We start from the raw sequence: 24,448 nt of genomic DNA on the forward strand, positions 1-24,448 counted from the left end.
AAAGCTTCGCCCACGACCCGGCCGGCAACCTGCTGATGCAGGACCGCCCCGGCGCCGCAACCGTCAAAGGCAACCGCCTGCTGATGCAAGGCGACCGGCATTACGACTACGACGCCTTCGGCAACCTGATCCGCGAGCGCCGTGGCAGCGGGCAACAACTCGTCACCGAGTACACCTACGACTGCCAGCACCGATTGGTCGGCGTCACGTTGCCGGATGGGCGTTGCGCCAGTTACCGCTATGACGCCTTCGGCCGCCGCATCGCCAAAACCGTCGACGGCAAAACCACCGAATTCTTCTGGCAAGGCGACACTTTGGTCGCCGAAAGCAGCCGCACGCACTACCGCAGCTACGTCTACGAACCGGGCAGCTTCAAACCGCTGGCCATGCTCGACGGTAAAGGCCCGCGCAAGGCCTGCCCGTTCTACTACCAACTCGACCATCTCGGCACGCCGCAGGAACTGACCGATTTTGGCGGCGAGATCGTCTGGTCAGCGAAGTACAACGCCTACGGCAAGGTCACGCAGTTGGCCTTCGGCGGCGGCGAGCAACTTGAGCAACCGTTGCGCTTTCAAGGGCAGTACTTCGATACCGAGAGCGGCCTGCATTACAACCGGCATCGGTACTATGATCCGACGGTAGGGCGGTACTTGACGCCAGACCCGGTGAAGTTGGCGGGTGGGTTGAATCAGTACCAGTACACGCTGAACCCGACGGGGTGGGTTGATCCGTTGGGGTTGAGCGGGAATTGCCCGCAGTCGGGGAAGCCGGGGTGTGCGGCGCCGGATGATACGACTGGCGTTAGGGTGGATGAGGGTGGGCCGGCGCTGCCTACTATAATCAGCGGAGTGGATCCAAGCACTTTGAAAAGAGCTCATTCGATAGAGGGCAAAAAGTCCACAAAGAAAGTAGAAGCTATGGCTGGAGAAATGCAAAAAAGCGGGTACGACGAAAATTGGCCAATCGATGTTGTGGAACATAATGGTAACCGCTATATAGTCGATGGACATCATCGGGCCTCTGCGGCCAGACAAACCCACACTAAAGTTAGTATCGTATTGATAAAAGATATTGTGGGGCATCGTAGTATTTTTAATAGTATCGAAGAAGTCAAGCAGTCAGCTGATAACGTCGGGCATGATAGGTTGGTGAGATCAAGAAGATGAAGAATAAAAGTCTGGAATATTTGATTGATGACTTTCTGGATCAGGTAAAGAGGGCTACGGACTTACTTGAGAGTCGGTTTGGCAAAAAATGTATACTTCCGCTTTGGGGAACAAAGGAAATTCCACAGCGAGGTGAGATTTTAGATGGCATAAGCTACGAACTGCATGGTGTCGGTTGTAGGGTGTATTTTCCGGGGGTATGCGTTGATTTCGATTATGGGCCAGACGAGCGGGTCGATGGGTTTGATGTGTGGAGACTATATAATTACGCATGTGAAGTTCCCCTGCTGCATCCAAAATATTTAGTTCAGGATGTGCTTAAGAGAGACTTCGGCGAATACCTGATTGCTGGAAAGGTAGAGAGAATTTCTGGCTCAATGTCGAGGCTCTATTTTAAGAGTGAAGTTAGTTGGTGATATTGCATTATGTGAGTTTAAGGAGGGGCGGTTTTTTTAGGAGGCATAGTGGGCGGATGTGTTTTTTCTGCTAGGGTTGATGAGGGAGCGCCAAAACTTCCAGAGCCCAGGGATAACTCAGCTCATAATGTGGCTCTTTTTGAGAGGCAACGCACGGGCTATGCAGCACAAGAAATAAATGCTGCTCAACCATTAGGAAGCGCTCTGAAAGAAGATCCAATGCACAGAGCCCCTAGCCAAGTTGTTGATCAGATACCTGCTCAGGGAGTGTCTTTTCACTAAAGGGTGGTGATGGATTAAATAATACGCTCACACAGTTGGTAGGGGTGGTGAATAACAAAAGTGGTATTTATGAATGGATTTAAATTTAAAGCTAAAGTTAACTCATTAGAAATTTATTCCGGATGGAAAAGTAAATGGAACACCAAATCAGACTCCATCCAGGCTGCCTAAGTAGATGCTAATGAAAAAACTATTGCTCGATGGCCAATACATACACAACAAAACCCCGTGGCTAAACTGGGCTGAACTTCTCTATGGGTTCGAGCACGGATTTATAGATGAAAAAGGAGTTTCGGACTACGCATGCGAAGCCTTAACTACTGAATCCTCACAAGAAGCTATTGAGCTGGCCTCACTGCTACTTGAAGAAAAATATTTGGTAAGCAACCTACTTGAATCACTGGTAAACAAAGAGCCGTCACCCAAAACGGAAGAACCTGCAAAGCCTTGGGTTTTTTTATTGCTCTCGTTTCTATTTGAGCATCAAGATGAGTATGAAGATTCACTTGGAATAGTGGGGGAGCTATACGCAGACTTCGATTATCCAGTAGAGATCTCCTCTATAATTAGGTATATGCCTCCTCCTGAAGGGCCTGAAGGGCCAGAAGGGTCTGAAGGGAAACTATTTGAAAAATGGAAAGAGGTTATTCTCACTTACAAAGTTTTTTTTGAACAGCAAAATAGATTCACCTAGCAACGATAAATGTAGAAAATGTAAATAAATCTGTCCCGTTATTTTATCCATCAAGAAGTATGAGGGGAGAGCGGACAAGCAGTTAGCTAAAAGGTTAGAAGCTGAGCCAAATATCCCTGCCGCATCAACGTTTCCTGATCGAGCTACCGCGGAGTCGGCTTCTTCGAAAGCATTGGATGCTAATAAAGCAAAAATCGAAAAATTCCTAGAAGGAAAAAAAGGGAAAACGACAGTTACTCATACATTCCCCTACCCAGTAGGCGTCAGCTTACTCAATGGAAGTAACGGCCATTTACCGGCATCAAAGGTGTTGTTGGTACTGGTAAAGGATGTCCGACGGTCTGAGGGATATTTTTTGCTAACAGGATTTGCACAAATATGAACAAAGATCTGTCCGAGTTACATGATTTTTTTGGTGCTTACTTTCATCAGGATTGGATGGTTGAGCACGGGACGGCTGAACAAGTGATCGATGTTTTTTTAGCTGACTCCGACCCTGGGGAATTAACGTTGGTCCGGGAAGAGCTCAATGTACTGCTTGATCAGCGGAAGGGCGAAGTGGAGTTAAGGGAATATCTATTCAAAGAGCTGAGCTGTTACTACTGCTACTGGAATGAGTGGAAATCAGGCGAGTTATGGTTGCGTCATATTTCTATCAAACTGGATAGAAGAACTTGATGAAAAAAATTTCGTCCCCCTCTGTTTATGTGATGAATAGATTTTATGACCGCTTCGCGCTCAATCGCGGGCAAGCACGCTCTCACAGGATTGAAGGCGTTCCCATTTTTGGCGGCCGGCTTCGGACCTGTGGGAGCGAGGCTTGCCCGCGAAGGCGGTCTGACAGTCAGCGAAATTTCTGGGCAAAGTCTTCGGAAATTTCCTTCAAGTTGTAGCGGTTTCCATGAACTGGTGTGAAATTTGTTCCCTCGATAGTCTTTGGTGGTCGCTGCAAAAGCAGTGGCAGGGTGTAGGAACCCTTCAAAACTAGAGATCACGCTTTGGCGTTGACACCTGTATTTGCGGCCGTGCACGTGCGTCCGTAAGATCAGTTGCGGCGGCTGTGCGCGGGCACGCTTCGGTGTGGTCGAGTTCTCTGGTCTCGATATTCCTACCCCGCGTATAGCTGCCACCCAAGCCTGTAGGAAGGCCGATGGTAGCTCCATTTACTACCAGAGGTCACAAGCATGAAAACCCTTCACCCCGATCCACCCTACGAAAAACCAATCCCCCACCCCGAAAACCGCTTCATGGCGCTCACCAGCAATTGCAGCGACATGCCCACCCTGTTCGTCGATACCCAAGCGCCGCTTGATGTTTTGTATGACGCGGCGAGCTATCGAATTCGTGCCGTTACCCAAGTGCTTGAGAACCTGTCGATGCGGGGTTCGATTGAGTGTGAGTCCTTTATCCTCAGTGATTTTGCGTTGCTGTGCGCCATTCCGTTGCGTGATGGGTGTGATGTGCTGGATGTGGTTGGGCGGCGGTTGCGGGTTCGATCTAACGATTAGAGCTTAGTGGAACCTGTGGCGAGGGAGCTTGCTCCCGCTCGGCTGCGCAGCAGTCGCAAAAAAGGGCGGTACTGTGTGTCAGGTATAGCCGGGTTGCTGGTTTTGGGGCTGCTTCGCAACCCAGCGGGAGCAAGCTCCCTCGCCACAGGGTTGTGTGTGCAGTGAGGAGAAATTGTTGATCCGGACTCAAGCCTTGGGTGGTGCGGTGGGTCAGGAATTACCGGGTTGCTGGTTTTGGGGCTGCTTCGCAACCCAGCGGGAGCAAGCTCCCTCGCCACAGGGTTGTGTGTGCAGTGAGGAGAAATTGTTGATCCGGACTTAAGCCTTGGGTGGTGCGGTAGGGCAAAATTACTGGGTTGCTGGTTTTGGGGCTGCTTCGCTGCCCAGCGGGAGCAAGCTCCCTCGCCACAGAGGCGAGGTCAAACAGTTAGCGATGCCCCATCAGCAATTCATTTTCTTGCACAGTCACCGCCAAACTATCAATCACATGCACGCTATGGCCCGGCACATTCTTCGCGTGATGTTTGGCCTGGGAGGCCATTTCCGCGAGCTGGCTTGCATCGAGTTGCTCACAGGCCTCTGGGTGCAAATGCACCACGCCAATCGACAGCGACAACAAGGGAAATTCTTGCCGCACCCCTTGGCGATTCGGGGCGATGAAGCAGCCGGCTTCCAGGTGTTCGCTTCGGTAGAAGCGTCGGCACTGGCTCTGGAAGTCGTCCAGCAGCTGGTTCAAACGTTTGCGCCAGTCTTCGGGGCCGAGCACCAGCAGGAAGTCATCGCCGCCGATGTGGCCAACGAAGTCGCGGGACGGGTCGACGCGGTCATTCAGGCATTGCGCCAGGCACAGCAGGACTTCATCCCCGCGGCCATAGCCGTAGATGTCATTGAAGGGTTTGAAGCTGTCGATGTCGACGTAGCAGATCACCGATTCCCGCTGCTGTTGTAGCACTCGCGTCAGGCATTGCTGGATCGGCACGTTACCGGGCAGAAGGGTCAGCGGGTTGGCGTAGCGCGCTTGCTGGATTTTCAGTTCGGTAATCAGCTTGAGCACATCGATGACCCGGCCCAAACCCAGGTAGCCGCCATTGAGGGTGATGATGAAGTCTTCTTCGATCCGCTGTCGGGCGCGACTGGTGATCAGCCGGCTGACCTGTTGCAGCGACTGACTCATTTCAACCGCGAGAAAATCGTCGTTCATCAACCGGCTGATGGGTTTGCGGGCGAACAGGTCGGTGGCAAAGGGCTTGAGCAGGGCGTCCGAGAGCGAATGCCGATGGACGATGCCGCAAGGATGGCCTTGCTCGTCGAGCACCGCCAGCGAGTTCAGGTTGGCTTGGCGGCGGAAGGCTTCCAGTACCGTGGCGGTCGGCGTATCGCGAGGCACCGCCGGTTGGTCGTTGAGCAGGGCACTCAGGTCGCTGCCTTCCTCGTTCAGCGCGATGGCGGTGGTGTCGTGTTTGGGCATCAAGGCCCGAGCATCCCTGGGCGGATGCTCTTGCGGGCGGCACAGCAAATAGCCCTGGACCAGATCGACCCCCATGTCGGTCAGCACCGCGAGCTCTTCCGGCAGCTCAATGCCCTCGGCAATCACTTGTGCCCGGGAGGCCTTGGCGATTTGCAGAATCGAGCCGACGAACTCTCGCTTGAGGGCATCCTGATGGATGCCGTCGATGAAATGCCGGTCGATCTTCACGTAATCCGGCCGCAATTCGGACCAGAGTCGCAAGCTTGAATAGCCCGCCCCCAAATCATCCAGCGCGATGGAAAAACCCATCGCCCGATAGTGATGCAGGGCGTTCTGCAACAGCTGGAAATCGTCGGTCGGTGTTTGCTCGGTCAGCTCGATCACCACCTGGCTCGGCGGTATGCCGAAATCCTCCAGCAACTGCAGGGTACGGCCGGGTTGATGGGCGGCTTCGAGCAGGGATTCCGGAGACACGTTGAGGAACAGCTTGCCGGGCAATTGCTGTTCGTTGAAACGTCGACATGCACTTTCGCGGCAGGCAATTTCCAGCTCGCTCAGGCGGCCGGCCTGGCGGGCAACGGCGAACAGCGCGATAGGGGAATGCAGCGGACTGTTGGACGGGCCGCGACTGAGGGCTTCGTAGCCGACAATGCGACGTTCAGAGAGGGAAATGATCGGCTGGAACAGGCTGTGCAAGCCGCTTTGAGCCAGTATGGAACTCAAGGCACTCAGCTGTTCTGTCGTGGTCATGGCTTTCTCTGGCGATAAAAAAAGGACTGCGAGCGGACTCTTGTTTAGAGAGGCGCGCGCAATCCCTTATTTCACGACAGATTGATGACTGTTTGATGACGCTCCGGGGAGCATCAGCATTAAATCGCCATCACCTTAGTGCTTTGCTACCGCGCTGTTGAGCTTCAGGTAGTCCAACAGAATCCGGCCCGTCTCGCTCAGGTAGGCATCGTCTTCAGGTTTGGTCTTGTCCGGCTCGGCCGCGAGGGCGTCTTCGTCTTCTTTCTTCAGCTCTTTGAGCGGCTCTTCGCCCTTGGCCTTGCGGCGGATGTTTTCCATCACCAGCTGCTTGGACTCGATATCGGCATGCTGTGCGCGACGGTCGGCTTCGTTGAGGCTGACGGTTTTTTCTTCCATCAGCTTCTGGGCCAGGGCCAGTTTGTCGCGGATGAACACGAACTCGGCGTCCTTGGCCGAACGCAGGTCATGCTCGGATTTGAGTTGCGCGATATACGGCTTGAACGGGTCAACCGCCGGCTTGATGGCCGCCTTGATGGTGTCCCATGGCATGGCTTCAGGCAGTGCGCTTTCGCCGATTTCCTTGGTGTCGATGATCGACGGGTAATCGATGTCCGGCAGTACGCCCTGATGCTGGGTGCTCTGGCCGGAAACCCGGTAGAACTTGGCCAAGGTCAGTTTCAGTTCGCCATGGTTCAGCGGCTGAATGGTCTGCACGGTGCCTTTGCCGAAGGTCTGGCCGCCGATGATCAGTGCACGGTGGTAGTCCTGCATGGCGCCGGCAAAAATTTCCGAAGCCGAGGCGGACAAGCGGTTGACCAGCAACGCCATCGGGCCTTTGTAGAAGGCGCCCGGGTTTTCATCTTCCAGGACGTCGACGCGGCCATCGGCGTTACGCACGAGAACGGTCGGGCCTTTGTCGATGAACAGGCTGGTCAGCTCGGTGGCTTCCTGCAAGGAACCGCCGCCGTTGTTGCGCAGGTCGATGACCACGCCGTCGACCTTGTCTTTCTGCAACTCGGTCAGCAGCTTCTTGACGTCGCGGGTGGTGCTCTTGTAGTCCGGATCACCGGCACGGAACGCCTTGAAGTCGAGGTAGAAGGCCGGAATCTCGATGATGCCGAGCTTGTAGTCCTTGCCATCCTGCTTGAGGTTCAGGACCGATTTTTTCACCGCCTGATCTTCAAGTTTCACCGCTTCGCGGGTGATCGGCACGATCTTGCTGGTCTGGTCGTTCGGCGCGTTGCTGGCCGGAATCACTTCCAGGCGCACCACGGTGCCTTTCGGACCGCGGATCAGCTTGACCACTTCGTCCAGGCGCCAGCCCACCACGTCGACCATCTCTTTGTTGCCTTGGGCAACGCCGATGATCTTGTCGGCCGGGGCGACCAGTTTGGTCTTGTCGGCCGGGCCTGCCGGCACCAGGCGCACGACTTTGACCTGGTCGTTATCGCTCTGCAGCACGGCGCCGATGCCCTCGAGGGACAGGCTCATGTTGATGTCGAAGTTTTCCGCGTTATCCGGCGACAGATAGTTGGTGTGCGGGTCGTAGGACATGGCAAAAGTATTGATGTACGCCTGGAAGATGTCTTCCGGACGGGTCTGGTCCAGACGCGACAATTGGTTCTTGTAGCGCTTGGTCAGGGTTTCCTGAATCTGCTTGGAGTCTTTGCCGGCGATCTTCATCCGCAGGACTTCGTCCTTGACGCGTTTGCGCCAAAGGTCATCGAGTTCTGCGGTGGACTTGAGCCAAGGCGCGTCCTTGCGATCGATCAGCAAGGTTTCCTTGGTGGTGAAGTCGATCTTGTCGACGCCCTTGTTCAGCTCCGCAAGGGCGAAGTCCAGACGCGCTTTGACGCGGTCCAGGTAGCGCTTGTAGATGGTGAACCCGGCGTTCAGGTCGCCGCTTTTGAGGAAGTCGTCGAACTGGGTTTTCCACTTGTCGAATTCGGCAATGTCGCTGGCCATGAAGTAGCTGCGCGACGGATCCAGCAGCTTGAGGTAGCTGTCGTAGATGATCACCGAGCGCGCGTCATCGAGTGGCGGCTTGCTGTAGTGATGGCGCTTGAGCAGCTCGACGACGTTCAGGCTGGCGATTACTTCGTCACGATCAGGCTGAAGCTTGTCCCAGCTATTGGCTGCGAACGTATTGCTCGACATCGGCATCAGGCCGATACCGATGAATAGGGCGAGGGCGGTGCTTGGGAACAGATGCTTCATGCTGATTCGACGCGGGGACAATTGATCACGCATATTAGGCCGTCTTTGAAGTCGCGCCGGTTCCACAAAGGGCCGGTCACATAATGCAAGAAAGCCCGGCGCTACCGCTACGGGCTCAGTCCAGACTCACTATGGAGGCACTGTGAAAGCATTGCAAGGCGTTGACGGTCAAGTGGAGTGGGTTGAAGAGCCGAGTCCTACCTGCGATGTAGGACAAGTTCGGATTCGAGTGGCGGCAGCGGGCCTCAATCGCGCCGATTTATTACAGAAGGCAGGCCTGTATCCGCCGCCGCCGGGGGCCAGTCAGGTGCTGGGTCTAGAGTGTTCGGGGGTGATCAGCGAGGTCGGCGCAGGCTCGTCCTGGCAGGTCGGCGATCGGGTTTGCGCCTTGCTGGCCGGGGGCGGGATGGCCGAAGAGGTGGTTGTCGACGGACGGCACGTGCTGCCGGTTCCCGACGAAATGTCGTTGGCCGAAGCCGCCGCACTGCCCGAAGTGTATGCAACCGTCTGGCTGAATTTGTTTCAACTGGCTGCGCTAAAACCCGGTGAGAAAGTTCTTCTGCACGCCGGAGCAAGTGGAATTGGTTCAGCCGCCATTCAGCTGTGCAAGGCGTTCGGCAACCCGTGCTGGGTCAGCGTCGGTTCCGCCGAGCGTTTGGCGTACTGCGAAGCGCTGGGCGCCCAGGGCGGCGTGTTGCGTACCGGGGATCTGGACGGCTTGAATGACCTGGGACCGTTCGATGTGATCCTTGACCCCGTCGGCGGCAACTACGCCACGCTGAACCTGAAACTGCTGGCCCGTGATGGTCGCTGGGTGTTGATCGGGTTGATGGGCGGGCGTGAGGCGAAACTGGACCTGGCCCAGGTGTTGGCCAAGCGCGTGCAGTTACTGGGGTCGACGTTGCGTGCCCGCGACGATCAATTCAAGGCCGATCTGTTCAGTGACCTTAGCCAGCATGTCTGGCCGCTGTTTGCCGAAGGGCGATTGAGCCCGCAACTGGCCCGGACGTTTGCGATCAAGGACGCCGAAGCGGCATTTGCGGAGTTGGCGAGTAACAAGGTGGCGGGGAAGTTGGTGTTGGTGATTGACGAAAGCCTGACCTGAACCCTTGCACCCAAGGCTCGGCGCAATCCTTGTAGGAGCGAGCTTGCTCGCGATGAATGTGAAGGCAACGCATTTTTCCAGGCAATAAGCGTTATCGTTCACGTCCATCGCGAGCAAGCTCGCTCCTACAGGGGATTGGGGTTACTTCCAGAGATGAATCGGCCAGCCGGCTTTTTCGGCGTGCTCACGCAGTGCCGGATCCGGGTTCACCACGTGTGGGAAATCTACCTTCAGCAGCAGCGGCAAATCGTTGCGTGAATCCGAGTAGAAACTCGCGCCCTCCAGGTTTTCCTCTTCCGCGTCCAGCCATTCCAGCAAACGGGTGATCTTGCCTTCGCGGTAGGTCAGTGTGCCGACCGTGTGGCCGGTGTAAACGCCATGCGCCACTTCCAGTTCGATGCCCAGAATCTCGTCGATGCCCAATCGGTCGGCAATCGGCCGGACCAGGTGCGTGCCGGACGCCGAGATCACCAGAATCCGGTCGCCCGCCTTGCGATGGGCGGCGATGGTTTTGGTGGCGTCGCTGAAGATGATCGGTTCGATGAAGTCTTCCACCCACGGCCCGACCAGATGTTCGACCTCTGCCGGAGTGCGCCCGATCATCGGTTCGAGGCTGAAGGTCATGTAGTCCTCCATGCGCAGCTTGCCGTGGCTGTAGGCATCCATCAGTTCGTTGTTTTGCCGCATGAACGACTCGGGATCGACCCAGCCGAGCCGGCCCATCTGTTCGCTCCAGAGGGTGGCGCAGTCGCCGTGGATCAGGGTTTCGTCCAGATCAAAAATTGCCAGGGCCATCAGTGCAGTTCTCTCTTCAACATCAGCAAGGGCATCAGGCTACCTCACGGAGGGCCGTCGGATCGATGGAAAGTGCCAGGCGCTGACCATCGGGGTGCAGATCAGCCGCCGAGCGGTTCAGCACGTCCACCACCAATTCCACGCCCCGGGCTTCGACCCGGTAGCGAATTACGTTGCCCAGAAGGCTATGACTGCGGACCTGGGCATCAAGCTCGCCGTTCAGGCTTAGCTCAATGGCCTCCGGACGGATGGCAATGCGATGGGTGATCGGCCGTTGCAGCAGTTTGGTGGCACTGTCGGCGTCCAGCAGGTTGTAGTTGCCGATGAAACCGGCGGCAAACACGTCGACGGGCGCGGTATACAGGGTTTCGGCGTCGCCGCTTTGTACGATCTTTCCCTGATTCATCAGGAAAATCCGGTCAGACATGGTCAGCGCTTCTTCCTGATCGTGTGTGACGAAGATCGTGGTCAAGCCCAGTTCGCGCTGGATCTGACGGATCTGTTCGCGCAAGTGCTTGCGAATCCGCGCATCGAGGGCCGACAGCGGTTCGTCCAGCAACAACAGCCGTGGCCGGGTCACCAACGAGCGGGCGAGGGCGACGCGCTGGCATTGGCCACCCGACATCTGATGCGGGTAGCGAGAGGCGAAATCTTGCAGCTCCACCAGCCTCAGTACTTCGGCGACGCGCGTGCGGCTGTCTTCGGCATTGACCTTTTGCATGCGCAAACCGAAGGCGACGTTTTGCTCGACGGTCATGTTGGGGAACAGCGCATAACTCTGGAACACCATGCCGATGCCGCGCTTCTGCGGGCTCAATGGCACGATGTCGACGCCATCGAGCAGGATCTTGCCGCCATCCACCGAAGTCAGCCCGGCGATGCAGCGCAGCAGCGTGGATTTACCGCAACCGGACGGGCCGAGCAGGGTGACGAATTCGCCTTTCTGGATCTCGCAGTTGATGTCGCTGAATACCGTGGTGCCTGCGTAATTCTTTTGAAGATGTTGGACGCTGACATAGCTCATTCGCTTTTGTCCTTGTTCAAGATAGTGGCCGCCCAGGTCAGAACCAGCACGAAGAAGAAGTAGGAAATCACCAGCGCGCTGGTGAAGTGGCCGCTGCTGTTGCGCATGTTGTTGAGGTAGACCTGCAGGGTTTCGAAGCGGGTGCCGACGAGGATGTTGGCGAACACGAACTCACCGAACAGGAACGAGAACGACAGCAGCAACGCCACCATCAAGCCTTTGCGCAGGTTCGGCAGCACCACCAGAAATGCCGCTTGAAAGGTGCTGGCTCCGAGCAGTTGGGCGGCGTCCATCAGGTCGCGCAGGTTGATCGCTTGCAGGTTGTTGGTGATCGCCCGGTACATGAACGGCAGTGCCACGGTGAAGTAGCAGCCGATCAATATCCACGGCGTGCCGACTATCGCAAACGGCCCCGAGCCGTACAGCTGCAACAGGCCGACCGACGACACCACCGGCGGCACCGCGAAGGGCAGCAGGATCAGGATGTTCATCAGCGCGTCGAGTTTCGGGAAGTGGTAATGCACCACGAACAGCAGCGGCAAAATCAGCACCACCGACAGAATCAACGCGCCCACGCAGACCAGCAGCGACTGCCCGAACGCATGCAGGAAACGCGGGTCACTCCACAGCTGGACGTACCACTTAAACGTAAAGCCGCTGGGCAGGATGGTCGCCGACCAGCTGCTGGCGATCGAGTAGATCAGCGTACCGGCCAGGGGCAACAACAGGATGGCAAACAGCAAATACACCACGACCCGATGGTAGACACCGGCGGGGCCCAGCTCAGCGCGAGACATGGTAGCTCCTCTTCAACAGCAACTGATGCACGATGGTCACCAGGGTCATCAGCGCGACCAACACCACGGCCAGGGCACTGGCGAGGTTCGGGTCGAGGGAAATATCCCCGGAAACCATGGCAGCGATGCGGATCGGCAGCACGTTGAAGTTGCCGGTGGTCAGGGCATACACCGTGGCGTAGGCGCCGAGGGCGTTCGCCAGCAGGATCACGAAGGTGCCCAGCAGCGCCGGGGTCAGCACCGGCAACCCGATGTGCCGCCAGAATTGCCAGCCATTGGCGCCGAGCAGTTCGGCGGACTCGCGCCAGTCTTCGCGCAGGGCATCGAAGGCGGGGTAGAGCAGCAGCACGCCCAGGGGAATCTGGAAGTAGGTGTAGAGAATGATCAGCCCGGTTTTCGAGTACAGGTTGAAATCCTGAATGATCCCGGCCTGCTTGAGCATGATGGTGAAGCTGCCGTTGAAGCCCAGCAGAATAATGAACGCGAAGGCCAGCGGCACCCCGGCGAAGTTGCTGGTCATGTTGGCGAAGGCGTTGACGAAGTTGCGCAGTTTCGAGTCGACCCGACGTAACGAATAGGCACCCAGCACGGCAATGATGATGCCGAACACGCTGGACCAGAAGCTGATTTCGAGGCTGTACTGGATCGCCTGCAGGTAGAACTTCGACTTGAAAATCTTGGTGAAATTTTCGATGCCCCAGCCGAACTCTTCCGATTGCAGACTGTTGATCATCACCCAGATCAGCGGGGCAATTTCGAACACGAAGAAGAACAGGGCAAAAGGCACCAGGCACAGCGCCGCCAGCCATTTGCCGCGAGTGATTGCATTCACTTGAGGAGCTCCCGGCACACAGGTTTGTCGTGGGGCGCGCCCAGCAATTCGCAGACCGTGCCGCAGATTTCCGTTTGTTTCGGCACGGCGTTGGCGTTGAGGCTGAACGCGTCGCCGAGGACGAACAGCGGGACTTCGCGTTCTTCGGGGAGCAGGCCGTTGTGGGAGCGGTCGTTGTTCATGCCGTGATCGGCGGTCACCAGTACCTGATAACCGGCATCGAGCCAGCCTTGCAGGTAGTCGGCCAGAATAATGTCGGCCGAGCGGGCGCTGTTGCGGTATTGCGCGGTGTCGAGGCCGTGCTTGTGCCCGGCGTCGTCGATGTTCATGGGATGCACCAACAGGAAGTTCGGCGCGTGGCGCAGGCGCAGGTTTTCCGCGTCGGCGAACAGGTGCGAATCCGGGTAGTGATCGTTCCAGTAGAAATGAGCGTGCTGAATCGGCAGGTCGGGGTTATCGGTATGCCGATCCCGGGCGGCCACGAACGGCGAACGGTTATACAGCTCGCTGACCCAGTGATAGGCCGCAGCGGCGGTTGTCAGGCCGGCATCGCGGGCGTAGTGGTAGATGCTGCGCTGGTTGGACAGGCGCGAGACATTGTTGTGCACGATGCCGCTGTCGATCGGCGTGACGCCGGTCAGGATGCATTCGTAAAGCGGGCGGGACAGGGCCGGCAATTCGCACTCCAGTTTATAGAGCGCCGCGCGGCCTGCGCCGACGTAAGCCTGCAGGTGCCCCATGGCGTGGCGTGCGACTTCGTAATTAAGGCCGTCGAGCACGACAAGGATGACGTTGTGCTTCATAGGGGACTCCGCAAAACTCGGGTTTATCTCGGTCCACTGTGGGAGCGAGCCTGCTCGCGATGAGGGACTGACAGTCAACATCAAGGTTGAATGTCAGATCGCTATCGCGAGCAGGCTCGCTCCCACAGGGATCTCCAACAGCCCTTCAAACGGTGGGTTACCGCATCACTTCATCTCGACGATGACTTCTTCGTTCCACTTCTGAGGCAGGGCCTTGGACGTTTTTTCCCACGCATCCGCGTCCTTGATCGGCGTCACGCCTTTGTACTGCTCGTTAGGCAGCAGCTTGGCTTTCACCTCTTCGGGCAGGGTCAGGTGATCGGCACGAATCGGACGGGCGTTGCCGCGCGCCAGGTTGATCTGGCCGGCATCGCTGAAGATGTACTCGCGGGCCAGTTTGGCGGCGTTCGGGTTCTTCGCGTATTTGTTGATGATGGTGGTGTAGCCGGAAATCACCGAGCCATCGGATGGGATCAGAACAACGTAGTCGTCCGGGTTGGCCATCTTGGCTTTGTAGCTGAGACCGTTGAAGTCCCAGACCACACCTACTTCGATTTCACCCTTTTCCATGGTGGCAATTGTCGGGTTGGCCATTGAGAGGCGGCCTTGCTTGGCGATGTCCGCAAACAGCAGCAGGGCGGGTTCCAGGTTTTTCTCGTTACCGCCGTTGGCCAGTGCAGCAGCCAGGACGCCGTTTGCCGCCTGGGCTGCGGTGCTGACGTCACCGATGGAGACCTTGTATTTACCGGTTTTCAGGTCGGCCCATTTGGTCGGTGCATCGGAACCATGCAGCAGCTTCTTGTTGACGATAAAGGCGATGGTGCCGGTGTAGGCCAGTGCCCAGTTGCCGTCCTTGTCCTTGGCCCAGTCCGGGACTTGATCCCAGGTGCTCGGCTTGTAGGGTTGCACGACGCCCTGCTTGACCGCGATCGGACCGAACGCCGCGCCCACGTCGCCGATGTCGGCGGTGGCGTTGTCTTTCTCAGCGGCAAATTTGGCGATTTCCTGCGCCGAACTCATGTCGGTGTCGATGTGTTTCAGGCCGTAAGTCTTGGCCAGGTCGTCCCAGGTGCCTTTCCAGTTGGCCCAGTCATCGGGCATGCCGACACTGTTGACCGCGCCTTCCGCTTTCGCAGCGGCTTCCAGGGTTTTCAAATCATCAGCCGCCATGGCGGCGGTGCACATGGCAATGGTCGAGCCTAACAGTGATGCCAGGAAAAACTGTTTCATTCCGAAGCTCCTATGGGCGTTTTCAACGCTGCGATTGCGGTTGTGTTGGTCTAGGTCAGCAATACCTGAGCCAATCTAGGCAGGTTCGATGACATTTTGATGTCGACGACCGGTAGGCCTCTATTTTTTGCACGGCGCTGCTCAGGCTTCCGGTTAAGCGTAGACCATGGCTAAAAGGCTGATATAGAAGGACTTGGCCGTGAAATTGCAGAGGTCTGGACCAACCGTTCGGCGGCTTTGTCATCTGCCAGTCATGTACCGTGCCTAGTCTTGCAGGCAGTTGATGGAGCACGGTTGATTCCGTGATTCCGCCCCGAAACAGTGCTGGTCTAGTCCAGATAGGTAACGTTGATGCGCATCGAGACAACCAAAGCGGTGACAGCCATCGGGCAAGTTCTTCAGGAACAGCTCGACCACGGGCTGTTGGCGCCCGGCAGCAAGTTGCCGGCCGAACGCAAGTTGAGCGAGTTGTTCGGTACCACGCGGATCACGGTGCGCGAAGCATTGTTGCAGTTGGAGGCCCAAGGGCAGATTTATCGGGAAGAGCGGCGGGGCTGGTTCGTGTCGCCGCCACGGCTGGCGTACAACCTGATGCAGCGCAGTCATTTTCACGCCATGGTCAGTGCTCAGGGGCGGGTGCCGTCCACCGAAGTGATTTCAGCGCGGCTGCAACCTGCGTCGGCGGCGGTCTGCGCCTGGTTGCAGTTGCCGGCGTTGTCGAGCGTGATTCAGATTCGCCGGGCGCGCAGGATTGATGAGCGGTTGGTGTTGTACGTGGAGCACTACCTCAATCCGCAGTACTTTCCCGGGATCCTGGAGTTCGATTTGAATCAGTCGATCACCGAGCTGTATGCGCGGCATTACGATCTGCACTATGGGCGGGTGCGCTTCGAGATCGTGCCGACGGCGTTGTCGGTGGATGCGGCCGCGGCTTTGCGGGTTTCGGTGGGCAGCCCCGGGCTGCGCATCGCCCGGGTCAATTACGATCAGCATGAACGACTGATCGACTGCGATCTGGAATTCTGGCGGCATGATGCGATTCACGTCGGGGTCGATGTGGTCTGAACCTGGCCGCCGCAGGTTCCGGACTCCGGGTTAGCCGAAGCGGTAAATGTCCATGCCCAAGGCGCCCATGGTGAAACCCTGGTGGACCACACCGAAGCTTCCTCCCGCACCGCGGGCGAAATACAAAGGCAGCAAATGCTCATCGCTTGGATGATTGCGCACCGCGTTCGGTGCTTGCTGGCGATAGTCGTGCAATGCGCTCTCATCGTTCGCGGCAAGCTTTTCGATTATCCAGTCACGAAAGGCCTTCGCCCAGGGTTCGACGCTTTCCGGACCGGCATGCCAATCCAGTTCACGCAGGTTGTGGGTGATGCTGCCGGAACCGATGACCAGCACGCCGTGCTCGCGCAGGCTGGCCAGCGCATGACCGACGCGGGTTTGCAGGTCTGGGCCGCCACGGGTTGGCAGCGAGACTTGCACCACCGGAACATCCGCTTGCGGATACATCAATGACAGCGGCACCCAGACGCCATGGTCGAACGGCCGCTTGGCATCAATACGTGCCGGCAGGCCGCCGATCTTCAACAGTTCGACAACTTCTGTCGCCAGTTGCGGATTGCCGGGTGCGGGGTATTGCACTTCGAACAGCGCCTTTGGAAAGCCGCCGAAGTCATGCCAAGTGTCCGGCTGGGGATTGCCGCTGACCAGCAACTCGTTGCTTTCCCAGTGCGCGGATACAATCACGATGGCCTCGGGTTTCGGCAATTCGGCGGCCAGACGCGCGAGGGCCGGCCCGCTGGCACCCGGTTCCAGGGCTAACATGGGTGAGCCATGGGATATATAGAGGCTAGGGAACATGAAAGAGCTCCTGAGAGTAAGATGGCATCATCTTCAGTCAGATCATTGATCTAAATCTAATATAAGTTTTAGCGTCTTTTGATCGAATTTTTGGGATTAATTATGCAGCCGGAGTTTTGGCACAAGCGGTGGAAGTCGAATCAGATCGGCTTTCACCTGCCGGAAGTGAATCCATATCTGCAGCGTTTCTGGCCGCAATTGGCTCTGGAAGATGGCGCGCGCGTGTTGGTGCCATTGTGCGGCAAGAGCCTCGATCTGCTGTGGCTGGCACGCGAAGGTCATGAAGTATTGGGAATTGAGCTGTCGGAAAAGGCCATTGAGGATTTTTTCAGCGAGCATCAGTTTGATCCTGACGTCAGCGAGCAAGGGCCCTTCAAGGTCTATCGAGCGGGCTCGATCGAGCTGTGGTGCGGTGATTTCTTCGAGTTGACGGCCGGCGATGTGGCCGATTGCTCAGCCTTGTACGACCGTGCCGCACTGATAGCCCTGCCGCCATTGATGCGTGAGCAATATGCCGCCCACCTCAACCGGATTTTGCCGAAGGAGTCCCAGGGGTTGTTGATTACGCTGGATTACGACCAGGCGCAAAAGGACGGTCCGCCGTTTGCCGTGCTGGACGATGAAGTGCAGCGGTTGTTCGGGGCGTCGTGGGAGCTGAAGATTCTGGAGGATCAGGACGTGCTGGCGTCGAGCTGGAAGTTCGTCGAGAGTGGCGTTACTCGGCTTGAAGAGCGGGTTTATCGGGTTTCCAGCCGTTAAGGTGTGTTGAGTTTGCTGGCCTGAAGAGCGCTGCAATAATCAGACAGACAAAAAAAGGCCCGCATCACTGCGGGCCTTTTGTTTAGTGCAGAGCCTGTCAGCCCCGACGACGCAACGCGTCAATGCGCTCTTCCAGCGGCGGGTGGCTCATGAACATGCGAGCAAACCCTTGTTTGATGCCGCCGTTGATGCCGAAGGCATTCAGGGTGTCCGGCATGTGGACCGGCAAGCCCTGTTCCGCCCGCAGGCGTTGCAGTGCGCCAATCATCGCGCTGGTGCCGGCCAGGCGTGCGCCGGCTTCGTCGGCGCGGAATTCGCGTTTGCGCGAGAACCACATGACGATGGCGCTGGCCAGAATGCCCAGGACCAGTTCGGCGAAGATGGTCGCCACGTAGTAGGCAATGCCCTGGCCTTCTTCGTTCTTGAAGATCACCTTGTCGACAAAGTTGCCGATGATCCGTGCAAAGAACATCACGAAGGTGTTCACCACACCCTGGATCAGCGCCAGGGTCACCATGTCGCCATTGGCGACGTGGCCGATTTCGTGGGCCAGTACGGCTTTCACTTCATCAGGCGAAAAGCGTTCGAGCAAGCCCTGGCTGACTGCGACCAGTGCGTCGTTCTTGTTCCAGCCCGTGGCGAAAGCGTTTGCCTCGTAGGCCGGGAAAATCCCGACTTCGGGCATCTTGATCCCGGCTTCGCGAGACAGTTGCTCGACGGTCTGCAACAGCCATTGCTCGTGACGGGTGCGCGGTTGGCTGATGATTTGGGTGCTGGTGCTCATCTTCGCCATCCATTTGGAGATGAACAGCGAGAACAGCGAACCGGCAAAACCAAAGACCGCACAGAAAATCAGCAGCTGATTGAGGTTGAGGTCAACCCCATTGGCCGCCATGAACCCGTTGAAGCCGAAAAGGCTCAGGGTGATGCTGGCAATCAGCACGACCGCCAGGTTAGTGGCCAAAAACAGCAGGATGCGCATCATGGTTGTAGAAATCTCCTTGTGCTAAAGATGTAGCGTACTGCGGGGTATATAAGGTGCTGCACCGGGCTATTCAACCAAGTGACTATTTCAAACTGTGTCCTACGGCAACAGTCTAGCTGGTTGAAGGACGTTTCCGACGCTGATGCAGGACGAGTTTGTCAGCCGATTACCCACACAGGGCCCCGTCGTTGTTAGACGCGAGCCCGTGTCGGGTCATCAGTCGGGAATTGCAGAGGTAATGCGCGGAACGGCGCAAAGATATGTTGCTGAATCAATCACCGTGCGATTCGCGCAAGCGTCGCACGGTGACAGGTCGCTTACTGGCGATAGGACTTGAGGAAATTGCCGATGCGGCCGATGGCCATGTCCAGATCGTCCACGCGGGGCAGGGTCACGACCCGGAAGTGGTCCGGCCATGGCCAGTTGAAGGCCGTACCCTGGACCACCAGCAGCTTCTCCGACAGCAGGAGGTCGAGCACGAATTTCTCGTCGTTGTGGATCGGGCAGACTTTCGGATCGATGCGCGGGAACGCATAGAGCGCGCCCATCGGCTTGACGCAGCTGACGCCAGGAATGTCGTTGAGCAGTTCCCAGGTACGATTGCGTTGTTCGAGCAGGCGACCTTGCGGCAGCACCAGATCATTGATGCTCTGATAGCCTCCGAGAGCGGTCTGGATCGCGTGCTGGCTCGGCACGTTGGCACACAGGCGCATGTTCGCCAGCATGTCGATGCCTTCGATGTAGCTTTGGGCGTGGTGTTTCGGACCGGAAATGGCGATCCAGCCCGAACGAAAACCAGCCACGCGATACGACTTGGACAGACCGTTGAAGGTCAGGCACAGCAGGTCTGGCGCCAACGAGGCGGTGCAGATGTGCACGGCATCGTCGTACAGGATCTTGTCGTAGATCTCGTCGGAAAAAACCACCAGGTTGTGCTGGCGGGCCAGTTCCAGCATGCCCAGCAGGACTTCCTTGGAATAGACGGCGCCCGTCGGGTTGTTCGGGTTGATGATCACCAGGGCCTTGGTGTTCGGGGTGATCTTGGCCTTGATATCGGCCAGGTCTGGCCACCAGTTGGCCTGCTCGTCGCACAGGTAATGCACCGGATTACCGCCCGACAGGCTCACGGCAGCCGTCCAGAGCGGGTAGTCTGGTGCCGGGACCAGTACTTCGTCGCCGTTGTTGAGCAGGGCTTGCATCGACATCACGATCAGCTCGGAGACGCCGTTGCCCAGGTAGATGTCTTCGATGCCGACGCCTTCCACCTGCTTTTGCTGGTAGTACTGCATGACGGCCTTGCGCGCGCTGAACAGGCCTTTGGAGTCGCTGTAGCCCTGGGCGGTCGGCAGGTTGCGGATCACGTCCTGAAGGATTTCATCCGGCGCTTCGAAACCAAAAGGCGCCGGGTTGCCGATGTTCAGCTTGAGGATGCGATGGCCTTCCTCTTCCAGGCGTTTGGCGTGCTTGAGCACTGGGCCGCGAATGTCATAGCAGACGTTGGCGAGCTTGTTCGATTTGCTGACCTGCATGGCGATGTGTTCCTGAAAATGAACGATCCAGGCGGCGTATGAACGACCGTGCTGGGAATCCTGCGTATTCACACAGGCCTGACGCCTTGAGATGCCGCACCCATAAATCCGTTTGAATGCGCGTGGTCTGGCTGCCAGACTGGCGTTTGACGAGGCGCAATCATACGTGCCGCCCGATCCGTGGAAAAGGTACAGATCGGGCTTTTTCAGCTGCTGAGGTGTGATGATGGAAAAGTTGGAAAAAACCCTGGAAGAATGGCGGGCGATGCTTGATCCGGAGCAGTACAACGTCTGCCGCCTCAAGGGCACCGAACGGCCGTTCTCCGGCAAATACAACGACACCAAAACCGCGGGTGTTTACCACTGCATCTGCTGCAACGAGCCACTGTTCGACTCCAAGACCAAATTCGACTCCGGCTGCGGCTGGCCGAGCTTCTACGCGCCGATCGGCGACAGCGCCATGGTCGAGATCCGCGATGTCAGCCACGGCATGATCCGTACTGAAGTGGTTTGCGCCAAATGCGATGCGCACCTGGGACACGTATTCCCGGACGGCCCGCCGCCGACCGGCCTGCGTTATTGCATCAACTCGGTGTGCCTGGACCTGGTACCGCGCGGGTAACGCAACTCCTGTAGGAGCGAGCTTGCTCGCGAAGAACGTTAACGAAAACGCGTTTAATCAGAATGAACGCGCCATTGTTCGCGTCCTTCGCGAGCAAGCTCGCTCCTACAGGGGATTGGTGTTCAATATTTGAATTGCACACAATTCAATTGCTCGCTATTTTTAACCGATCGTCCTCCATTCAGAGCCAAAACCATGAGCGACAACCTCCTGAGCATCCCTTGCACCACCATCAAAGGTGAGCAAAAGACCCTCGCCGATTACGCCGGCAAAGCCGTGCTGGTGGTCAACACTGCGAGCAAATGTGGTTTCACCCCACAATACAAAGGCCTCGAAGAGCTGTGGCAGACCTACAAGGACCAGGGGCTGGTGGTACTCGGCTTCCCCTGCAATCAGTTCGGCAAGCAAGAGCCGGGCAACGAAGGGGCGATTTCCGAATTCTGCGAGCTGAATTTTGGCGTGAGTTTCCCGCTGTTCAAAAAGATCGACGTTAACGGCGCCGGTGCTCATCCGTTGTTCGTTCAACTGAAAAAACGCGCCCCGGGTGTACTCGGTTCCCAGGGCATCAAGTGGAACTTCACCAAGTTCCTGATCGGCAAGGACGGCCAATTGGTCAAGCGCTTCGCTCCGGCGACCAAGCCGCAGGACCTAAGCCGCGAGATCGAAGCCCTGCTCAAATGAACACCTTTGCCGTCGATTCACTGAAGCTTGACAGTCAGCTGTGTTTCAAGCTGTACGCCGCTTCCCGGGCCGTCATCCGCGCCTACAAGCCGATGCTCGATCAGCTCGGCCTGACTTACCCGCAATACCTGGCGATGCTGGTGTTGTGGGAATGGCAGGACGCTGCGCCGGAGCAGCCGACCGTCAAGGCACTGGGCGAACGCCTGGCGCTGGATTCCGGCACGCTGACGCCGTTGCTCAAGCGTCTGGGGCAATTGCAGTTGGTCCAGCGTCAGCGTTCGGTACGGGACGAGCGTGAGGTGCATCTAAGCCTGTCGCCCGCCGGCAAGGCATTGCGCGATCAGGTCGGGCCGCTCAAGTCGAAACTGCTGTGTGACAGCGGGGTCGATCTGGATCGCCTGAATGACCTGCGCAATGGCCTCGATCACCTGCTGGGGCAAATCAAGGCACTGTCGTAGTGGGAATCCACAGGTCGAGTAGCGCGGCGAGCTCTTCCCGGCGGAAGGGTTTGGCCAGGTAATCGCTCATGCCCGCGGCACGGCAGCGTTCGCGTTCCTCGGACATGGCGTTGGCGGTCAGGGCGACGATGGGCAATTGTGGCCAGCGCCCGCTGCGGCGGATTTGCCGGCTGGCTTCGTACCCGTCCATCACCGGCATGTTGCAGTCCATCAGGACCAGATCGAAGTCGCTTTGCTCAAGTTGGTCCAGGGCCTCGCCACCGTGGCCGGCGACGCTCACCTCGCAACCGAGTTTTCCGAGCATCCCTTTGGCGACCAATTGATTGACCGGATTGTCCTCGACCAGCAGCACGCGTGCACGCCGTTGCGGTGAGAGGCTTTCGAGCCGGAGATCGTTGGGGGGATTCAGATCCGGCTGGAGGTTTCGCCGCAGTGCCTGATACAACGCGTTGCGCGCCAGCGGTCGTGCCTGTTGCTGCAACGGGGCGAGGGCGCTGGCTTCTTCGCTGGGCATGAAACTGCCGTAGGCCGTGACCAGCAGAATGAGCGAAGTGCAGGTGGGGCGCAGGCCGAACAGGCATTCGGGGCAATCGGTGATCACGATGTCCGGATTCAGATCGAGCATCGAGTCATCGAGCGCGCGCTGCTGGTAGTCGATCCCCCAGCCGGGCAACAGACTTTTCAACAGCTCCGCCAGACCGCTGTTTGCAGCGGTGATCGCGATCACGTTGCCCCGCAGCAGTCCAGGAGCCAGGGCCCGGGTGTGACTGGGCAATGGCAGATCGGCGCAGAACTGGCTGCCGAAGCCTGCTTCCGAACTGATCGTTAATCGCCCCTGCATCGCTTCGCACAGATTGTAAGTCAGCGCCAGGCCCAGCCCTGTGCCGCCGAACTGCCGGGTGATGCCGGCGCCGGCCTGAGTGAACGGCCGAAAGATTTTCACCTGTGCATCCTGGGGGATGCCTATTCCGGTGTCGCACACTTCGATTCGGACGCCGTCGCCGATTGTTGAGAGCCGCACGTCGACGCGGCCGAACCGGGTGAATTTGAGGGCGTTGGACAACAAATTGCTGACGATCTGCCGGACACGGGTGGGGTCCCCTAGGACCAGGGCCGGAAAGTGCGGGTCGATCAGGCAGGTCAGCTCGACGCTTGGCGCGGCGTTTTGCGACAGCAGGTTGGCGGTGTCTTCGATCAGCGCCCCGAGGTCGAACGGAATGTGTTCGAGTTCGAGCTGGCCGGCATCGAACTTCGACAGGTCGAGAATATCGTTGAGCAGTTCCACCAGGACTTTGCCCGAGTCATGGGCGATGGACAGTTGCTGCTGTTGTTCGGCATTGAGCGGGCCGTCCAGCGAGAGCGCGATCATGCCCAGCAGGCCATTGAGCGGCGTGCGGATTTCGTGGCTCATGTTGGCCAGGAACGTCGAGCGCGCTTCGGCCATGTCCAGGGCCGTGCTGCGGGCCGTTTCCAGCTCCTGATTGGATTGGCTGAGCCTGGCATTGCTGGCCTTGAGTTCCGTGGTGCGTGCCGAGACGATGTTCTCCAGCTGGCTTAAATAGTCGGTCAGGCGGTTTTCGGCGTTGCGCCGTTGCTGGATTTCGGTACCGATGTTTTCGAATTGCTGGTTAGCCACTTTGACCAACACGCCGATTTCATCCTTTTCATGGCCGGTCGGGCATTCCAGCAAGGTGGGTTCCGGACTGCGCGGATCACGGCCGCTGAGTTCGCGGATGACCCGCACCAACGGCTTGGTCAGCATGAAGTAGAACAAGGTGACCAGGATGCCGGTCAGCAGCAGGCTGCGGGCGAAGCCGTTGAGCAAGGTCACTTCGGCCCGCCGCAGGAACCGGCTGCCGAATGCGAAGGTGTCGACGTCCAGGCGTAAAGTGCCCAGGGACTCCGTCGGCAGGTGGTGGAGGTAGAGCCGGTCTTCGAATTGGCGGTTGGCGCCGAACAGGAAGTCACTGAGCACCCGATAGCCACTTTGCAAACCCTGGCGCTCTACGCTGGCCAGTACGTTGCCATTGTTATCGGTCAGTTGCGCGGAGACGATTGCCGGTGAGCGTAACAGGCCCAATGTCAGTTCCCGGGCGAGTTCGGCGTCGATGTTATAGGCGATGCGCGACGCGGGGTTATGGCTGATTTCCAGCAAGGAGCGTATTTCACGGTTGATGGAGGCGTCTTCACTGGCATAATCGATGCCTATTTGCAGCAGACTGAGCAGCGTACCCAGGATAAAACCGACCAGCACAGTAAGCCGGGCTTGCTTGTACGACAGCCGGTGGGTGAACTTGATATCCATGGGGTGTTGAACCACTTTCGTTTCCCTTCGCTGCTCAAGCATAGTCGATCATGCCGGGATGCCGATGCCCCTCGCGAGCCCTTGTGCAACAAGGAATGAACCGAGAGTCACGCGTCATGTGTCATTGCTGCATTGTCATCATTACTGTGAATGTGTCCG

24 protein-coding genes are annotated in these 24,448 nt (G+C 57.7%); 12 read left to right on the top strand and 12 right to left on the bottom strand.

The window, feature by feature from the left end; genetic code table 11:
* The 6 genes from EJA72_RS10610 to EJA72_RS10630 form a co-directional block, all read left to right on the top strand.
* The coding region (locus EJA72_RS10610; protein WP_178129250.1) for an RHS repeat-associated core domain-containing protein at positions 1-1,166 on the top strand (1,166 nt) is incomplete at its 5' end.
* The gene (locus EJA72_RS10615; protein WP_157711419.1) at positions 1,163-1,582 is read left to right on the top strand and encodes a hypothetical protein; all 420 of its coding nucleotides are present in this window, start codon (positions 1,163-1,165) and stop codon (positions 1,580-1,582) included. The genes EJA72_RS10610 and EJA72_RS10615, both read left to right, overlap by 4 nt.
* Before the next feature lie 463 nt (positions 1,583-2,045).
* Positions 2,046-2,558, top strand: coding sequence for a DUF2247 family protein (locus EJA72_RS10620; protein ID WP_157711420.1), 513 nt, complete (start codon positions 2,046-2,048; stop codon positions 2,556-2,558).
* A 49-nt stretch (positions 2,559-2,607) separates the two neighbouring features.
* On the top strand, positions 2,608-2,940 hold the full coding sequence (locus EJA72_RS28950) for an RNase A-like domain-containing protein (RefSeq protein WP_178129303.1): 333 nt from the start codon (positions 2,608-2,610) through the stop codon (positions 2,938-2,940).
* Positions 2,937-3,236: a contact-dependent growth inhibition system immunity protein gene (locus tag EJA72_RS10625; RefSeq protein WP_157711421.1), complete on the top strand. Its 300-nt coding sequence runs from the start codon at positions 2,937-2,939 to the stop codon at positions 3,234-3,236. The genes EJA72_RS28950 and EJA72_RS10625 overlap by 4 nt, the downstream gene beginning before the upstream one ends.
* 506 nt (positions 3,237-3,742) lie before the next feature.
* Positions 3,743-4,066 carry a hypothetical protein gene (locus EJA72_RS10630; RefSeq protein WP_157711422.1) on the top strand — a complete coding sequence of 108 codons (324 nt, stop codon included), beginning with the start codon at positions 3,743-3,745 and terminating at the stop codon, positions 4,064-4,066.
* Between the two features lie 427 nt (positions 4,067-4,493).
* Here EJA72_RS10630 and EJA72_RS10635 read toward each other — a convergent pair whose 3' ends face one another.
* The gene (locus EJA72_RS10635; RefSeq protein ID WP_157711423.1) at positions 4,494-6,284 is read right to left on the bottom strand and encodes a bifunctional diguanylate cyclase/phosphodiesterase; all 1,791 of its coding nucleotides are present in this window, start codon (positions 6,282-6,284) and stop codon (positions 4,494-4,496) included.
* A 135-nt stretch (positions 6,285-6,419) separates the two neighbouring features.
* Positions 6,420-8,501 carry a carboxy terminal-processing peptidase gene (locus EJA72_RS10640; RefSeq protein ID WP_178129252.1) on the bottom strand — a complete coding sequence of 694 codons (2,082 nt, stop codon included), beginning with the start codon at positions 8,499-8,501 and terminating at the stop codon, positions 6,420-6,422.
* 142 nt (positions 8,502-8,643) lie between these two features.
* Between EJA72_RS10640 and EJA72_RS10645 the strand changes: the two genes are divergently transcribed.
* A complete protein-coding gene (locus EJA72_RS10645; RefSeq protein ID WP_178129254.1) occupies positions 8,644-9,606 on the top strand; it encodes a zinc-binding dehydrogenase in 963 nt (320 codons plus the stop codon).
* Positions 9,607-9,747: 141 nt separating this feature from the next.
* Here EJA72_RS10645 and EJA72_RS10650 read toward each other — a convergent pair whose 3' ends face one another.
* The 6 genes from EJA72_RS10650 to EJA72_RS10675 all read right to left on the bottom strand — a co-directional run bounded on the left by EJA72_RS10650 (position 9,748) and on the right by EJA72_RS10675 (position 15,087).
* Positions 9,748-10,401 carry an HAD family phosphatase gene (locus EJA72_RS10650; RefSeq protein WP_157711425.1) on the bottom strand — a complete coding sequence of 218 codons (654 nt, stop codon included), beginning with the start codon at positions 10,399-10,401 and terminating at the stop codon, positions 9,748-9,750.
* Between the two features lie 34 nt (positions 10,402-10,435).
* Entirely contained in the window at positions 10,436-11,425 is a 990-nt protein-coding gene (locus EJA72_RS10655; protein WP_157711426.1) for an ABC transporter ATP-binding protein, read from the bottom strand.
* Positions 11,422-12,222 (bottom strand): ABC transporter permease, encoded by an 801-nt coding sequence (locus EJA72_RS10660; RefSeq protein ID WP_157711427.1) that lies wholly within the window; start codon positions 12,220-12,222, stop codon positions 11,422-11,424. The genes EJA72_RS10655 and EJA72_RS10660 overlap by 4 nt, the downstream gene beginning before the upstream one ends.
* Positions 12,209-13,054, bottom strand: a complete 846-nt coding sequence (locus tag EJA72_RS10665) for an ABC transporter permease subunit (protein ID WP_178129256.1) — start codon at positions 13,052-13,054, stop codon at positions 12,209-12,211. The genes EJA72_RS10660 and EJA72_RS10665 overlap by 14 nt, the downstream gene beginning before the upstream one ends.
* Positions 13,051-13,857 (bottom strand): alkaline phosphatase family protein, encoded by an 807-nt coding sequence (locus EJA72_RS10670; protein ID WP_157711428.1) that lies wholly within the window; start codon positions 13,855-13,857, stop codon positions 13,051-13,053. Before EJA72_RS10670 ends, EJA72_RS10665 begins: the two co-directional genes overlap by 4 nt.
* Positions 13,858-14,022: 165 nt before the next feature.
* Complete coding sequence (locus EJA72_RS10675) at positions 14,023-15,087, bottom strand: ABC transporter substrate-binding protein (RefSeq protein ID WP_157711429.1); 1,065 nt, start codon at positions 15,085-15,087, stop codon at positions 14,023-14,025.
* 351 nt (positions 15,088-15,438) lie between these two features.
* Here EJA72_RS10675 and EJA72_RS10680 point away from each other — a divergent pair, with 351 nt between their 5' ends.
* Positions 15,439-16,152 (top strand): UTRA domain-containing protein, encoded by a 714-nt coding sequence (locus EJA72_RS10680; protein WP_157711430.1) that lies wholly within the window; start codon positions 15,439-15,441, stop codon positions 16,150-16,152.
* A 30-nt stretch (positions 16,153-16,182) separates the two neighbouring features.
* On the opposite strand, the gene EJA72_RS10685 is transcribed toward EJA72_RS10680, so the two are convergent.
* Entirely contained in the window at positions 16,183-16,950 is a 768-nt protein-coding gene (locus EJA72_RS10685; protein WP_157711431.1) for a class III extradiol ring-cleavage dioxygenase, read from the bottom strand.
* A 102-nt stretch (positions 16,951-17,052) separates the two neighbouring features.
* Between EJA72_RS10685 and EJA72_RS10690 the strand changes: the two genes are divergently transcribed.
* Positions 17,053-17,709 (top strand): thiopurine S-methyltransferase, encoded by a 657-nt coding sequence (locus EJA72_RS10690; protein ID WP_157711432.1) that lies wholly within the window; start codon positions 17,053-17,055, stop codon positions 17,707-17,709.
* Positions 17,710-17,806: 97 nt separating this feature from the next.
* Here EJA72_RS10690 and htpX read toward each other — a convergent pair whose 3' ends face one another.
* Positions 17,807-18,694 (bottom strand): protease HtpX, encoded by an 888-nt coding sequence (gene htpX, locus EJA72_RS10695; RefSeq protein ID WP_157711433.1) that lies wholly within the window; start codon positions 18,692-18,694, stop codon positions 17,807-17,809.
* A gap of 317 nt (positions 18,695-19,011) precedes the next feature.
* Positions 19,012-20,223 (bottom strand): pyridoxal phosphate-dependent aminotransferase, encoded by a 1,212-nt coding sequence (locus EJA72_RS10700; RefSeq protein ID WP_008030363.1) that lies wholly within the window; start codon positions 20,221-20,223, stop codon positions 19,012-19,014.
* Positions 20,224-20,449: 226 nt separating this feature from the next.
* Between EJA72_RS10700 and msrB the strand changes: the two genes are divergently transcribed.
* The 3 genes from msrB to EJA72_RS10715 all read left to right on the top strand — a co-directional run bounded on the left by msrB (position 20,450) and on the right by EJA72_RS10715 (position 21,984).
* Positions 20,450-20,845, top strand: coding sequence for a peptide-methionine (R)-S-oxide reductase MsrB (gene msrB, locus EJA72_RS10705; protein ID WP_157711434.1), 396 nt, complete (start codon positions 20,450-20,452; stop codon positions 20,843-20,845).
* Between the two features lie 195 nt (positions 20,846-21,040).
* Positions 21,041-21,526 carry a glutathione peroxidase gene (locus EJA72_RS10710; protein ID WP_150635967.1) on the top strand — a complete coding sequence of 162 codons (486 nt, stop codon included), beginning with the start codon at positions 21,041-21,043 and terminating at the stop codon, positions 21,524-21,526.
* Positions 21,523-21,984 carry a MarR family winged helix-turn-helix transcriptional regulator gene (locus tag EJA72_RS10715; protein WP_157711435.1) on the top strand — a complete coding sequence of 154 codons (462 nt, stop codon included), beginning with the start codon at positions 21,523-21,525 and terminating at the stop codon, positions 21,982-21,984. Before EJA72_RS10710 ends, EJA72_RS10715 begins: the two co-directional genes overlap by 4 nt.
* On the opposite strand, the gene EJA72_RS10720 is transcribed toward EJA72_RS10715, so the two are convergent.
* Positions 21,968-24,289 carry a response regulator gene (locus EJA72_RS10720; RefSeq protein WP_178129258.1) on the bottom strand — a complete coding sequence of 774 codons (2,322 nt, stop codon included), beginning with the start codon at positions 24,287-24,289 and terminating at the stop codon, positions 21,968-21,970. The genes EJA72_RS10715 and EJA72_RS10720 overlap by 17 nt on opposite strands.
* Positions 24,290-24,448 lie beyond the last annotated feature (159 nt).

This window comes from Pseudomonas sp. PB120, assembly GCF_009761815.1.
Taxonomy (GTDB): Bacteria; Pseudomonadota; Gammaproteobacteria; order Pseudomonadales; family Pseudomonadaceae; genus Aquipseudomonas.

Excerpts from the sequence above, each read along its gene's own strand:
- EJA72_RS10615 (WP_157711419.1), top strand. The coding sequence starts at position 1,163 with ATGAAGAATAAAAGTCTGGAATATTTGATTGATGACTTTCTGGATCAG.
- EJA72_RS10620 (WP_157711420.1), top strand. The coding sequence starts at position 2,046 with ATGAAAAAACTATTGCTCGATGGCCAATACATACACAACAAAACCCCG.
- EJA72_RS10625 (WP_157711421.1), top strand. The coding sequence starts at position 2,937 with ATGAACAAAGATCTGTCCGAGTTACATGATTTTTTTGGTGCTTACTTT.
- EJA72_RS10630 (WP_157711422.1), top strand. The coding sequence starts at position 3,743 with ATGAAAACCCTTCACCCCGATCCACCCTACGAAAAACCAATCCCCCAC.
- EJA72_RS10635 (WP_157711423.1), bottom strand. The coding sequence starts at position 6,284 with ATGACCACGACAGAACAGCTGAGTGCCTTGAGTTCCATACTGGCTCAA.
- EJA72_RS10640 (WP_178129252.1), bottom strand. The coding sequence starts at position 8,501 with ATGAAGCATCTGTTCCCAAGCACCGCCCTCGCCCTATTCATCGGTATC.
- EJA72_RS10650 (WP_157711425.1), bottom strand. The coding sequence starts at position 10,401 with ATGGCCCTGGCAATTTTTGATCTGGACGAAACCCTGATCCACGGCGAC.
- EJA72_RS10655 (WP_157711426.1), bottom strand. The coding sequence starts at position 11,425 with ATGAGCTATGTCAGCGTCCAACATCTTCAAAAGAATTACGCAGGCACC.
- EJA72_RS10660 (WP_157711427.1), bottom strand. The coding sequence starts at position 12,222 with ATGTCTCGCGCTGAGCTGGGCCCCGCCGGTGTCTACCATCGGGTCGTG.
- EJA72_RS10670 (WP_157711428.1), bottom strand. The coding sequence starts at position 13,857 with ATGAAGCACAACGTCATCCTTGTCGTGCTCGACGGCCTTAATTACGAA.
- EJA72_RS10675 (WP_157711429.1), bottom strand. The coding sequence starts at position 15,087 with ATGAAACAGTTTTTCCTGGCATCACTGTTAGGCTCGACCATTGCCATG.
- EJA72_RS10680 (WP_157711430.1), top strand. The coding sequence starts at position 15,439 with ATGCGCATCGAGACAACCAAAGCGGTGACAGCCATCGGGCAAGTTCTT.
- EJA72_RS10685 (WP_157711431.1), bottom strand. The coding sequence starts at position 16,950 with ATGTTCCCTAGCCTCTATATATCCCATGGCTCACCCATGTTAGCCCTG.
- EJA72_RS10690 (WP_157711432.1), top strand. The coding sequence starts at position 17,053 with ATGCAGCCGGAGTTTTGGCACAAGCGGTGGAAGTCGAATCAGATCGGC.
- htpX (WP_157711433.1), bottom strand. The coding sequence starts at position 18,694 with ATGATGCGCATCCTGCTGTTTTTGGCCACTAACCTGGCGGTCGTGCTG.
- EJA72_RS10700 (WP_008030363.1), bottom strand. The coding sequence starts at position 20,223 with ATGCAGGTCAGCAAATCGAACAAGCTCGCCAACGTCTGCTATGACATT.
- msrB (WP_157711434.1), top strand. The coding sequence starts at position 20,450 with ATGGAAAAGTTGGAAAAAACCCTGGAAGAATGGCGGGCGATGCTTGAT.
- EJA72_RS10710 (WP_150635967.1), top strand. The coding sequence starts at position 21,041 with ATGAGCGACAACCTCCTGAGCATCCCTTGCACCACCATCAAAGGTGAG.
- EJA72_RS10715 (WP_157711435.1), top strand. The coding sequence starts at position 21,523 with ATGAACACCTTTGCCGTCGATTCACTGAAGCTTGACAGTCAGCTGTGT.
- EJA72_RS10720 (WP_178129258.1), bottom strand. The coding sequence starts at position 24,289 with ATGGATATCAAGTTCACCCACCGGCTGTCGTACAAGCAAGCCCGGCTT.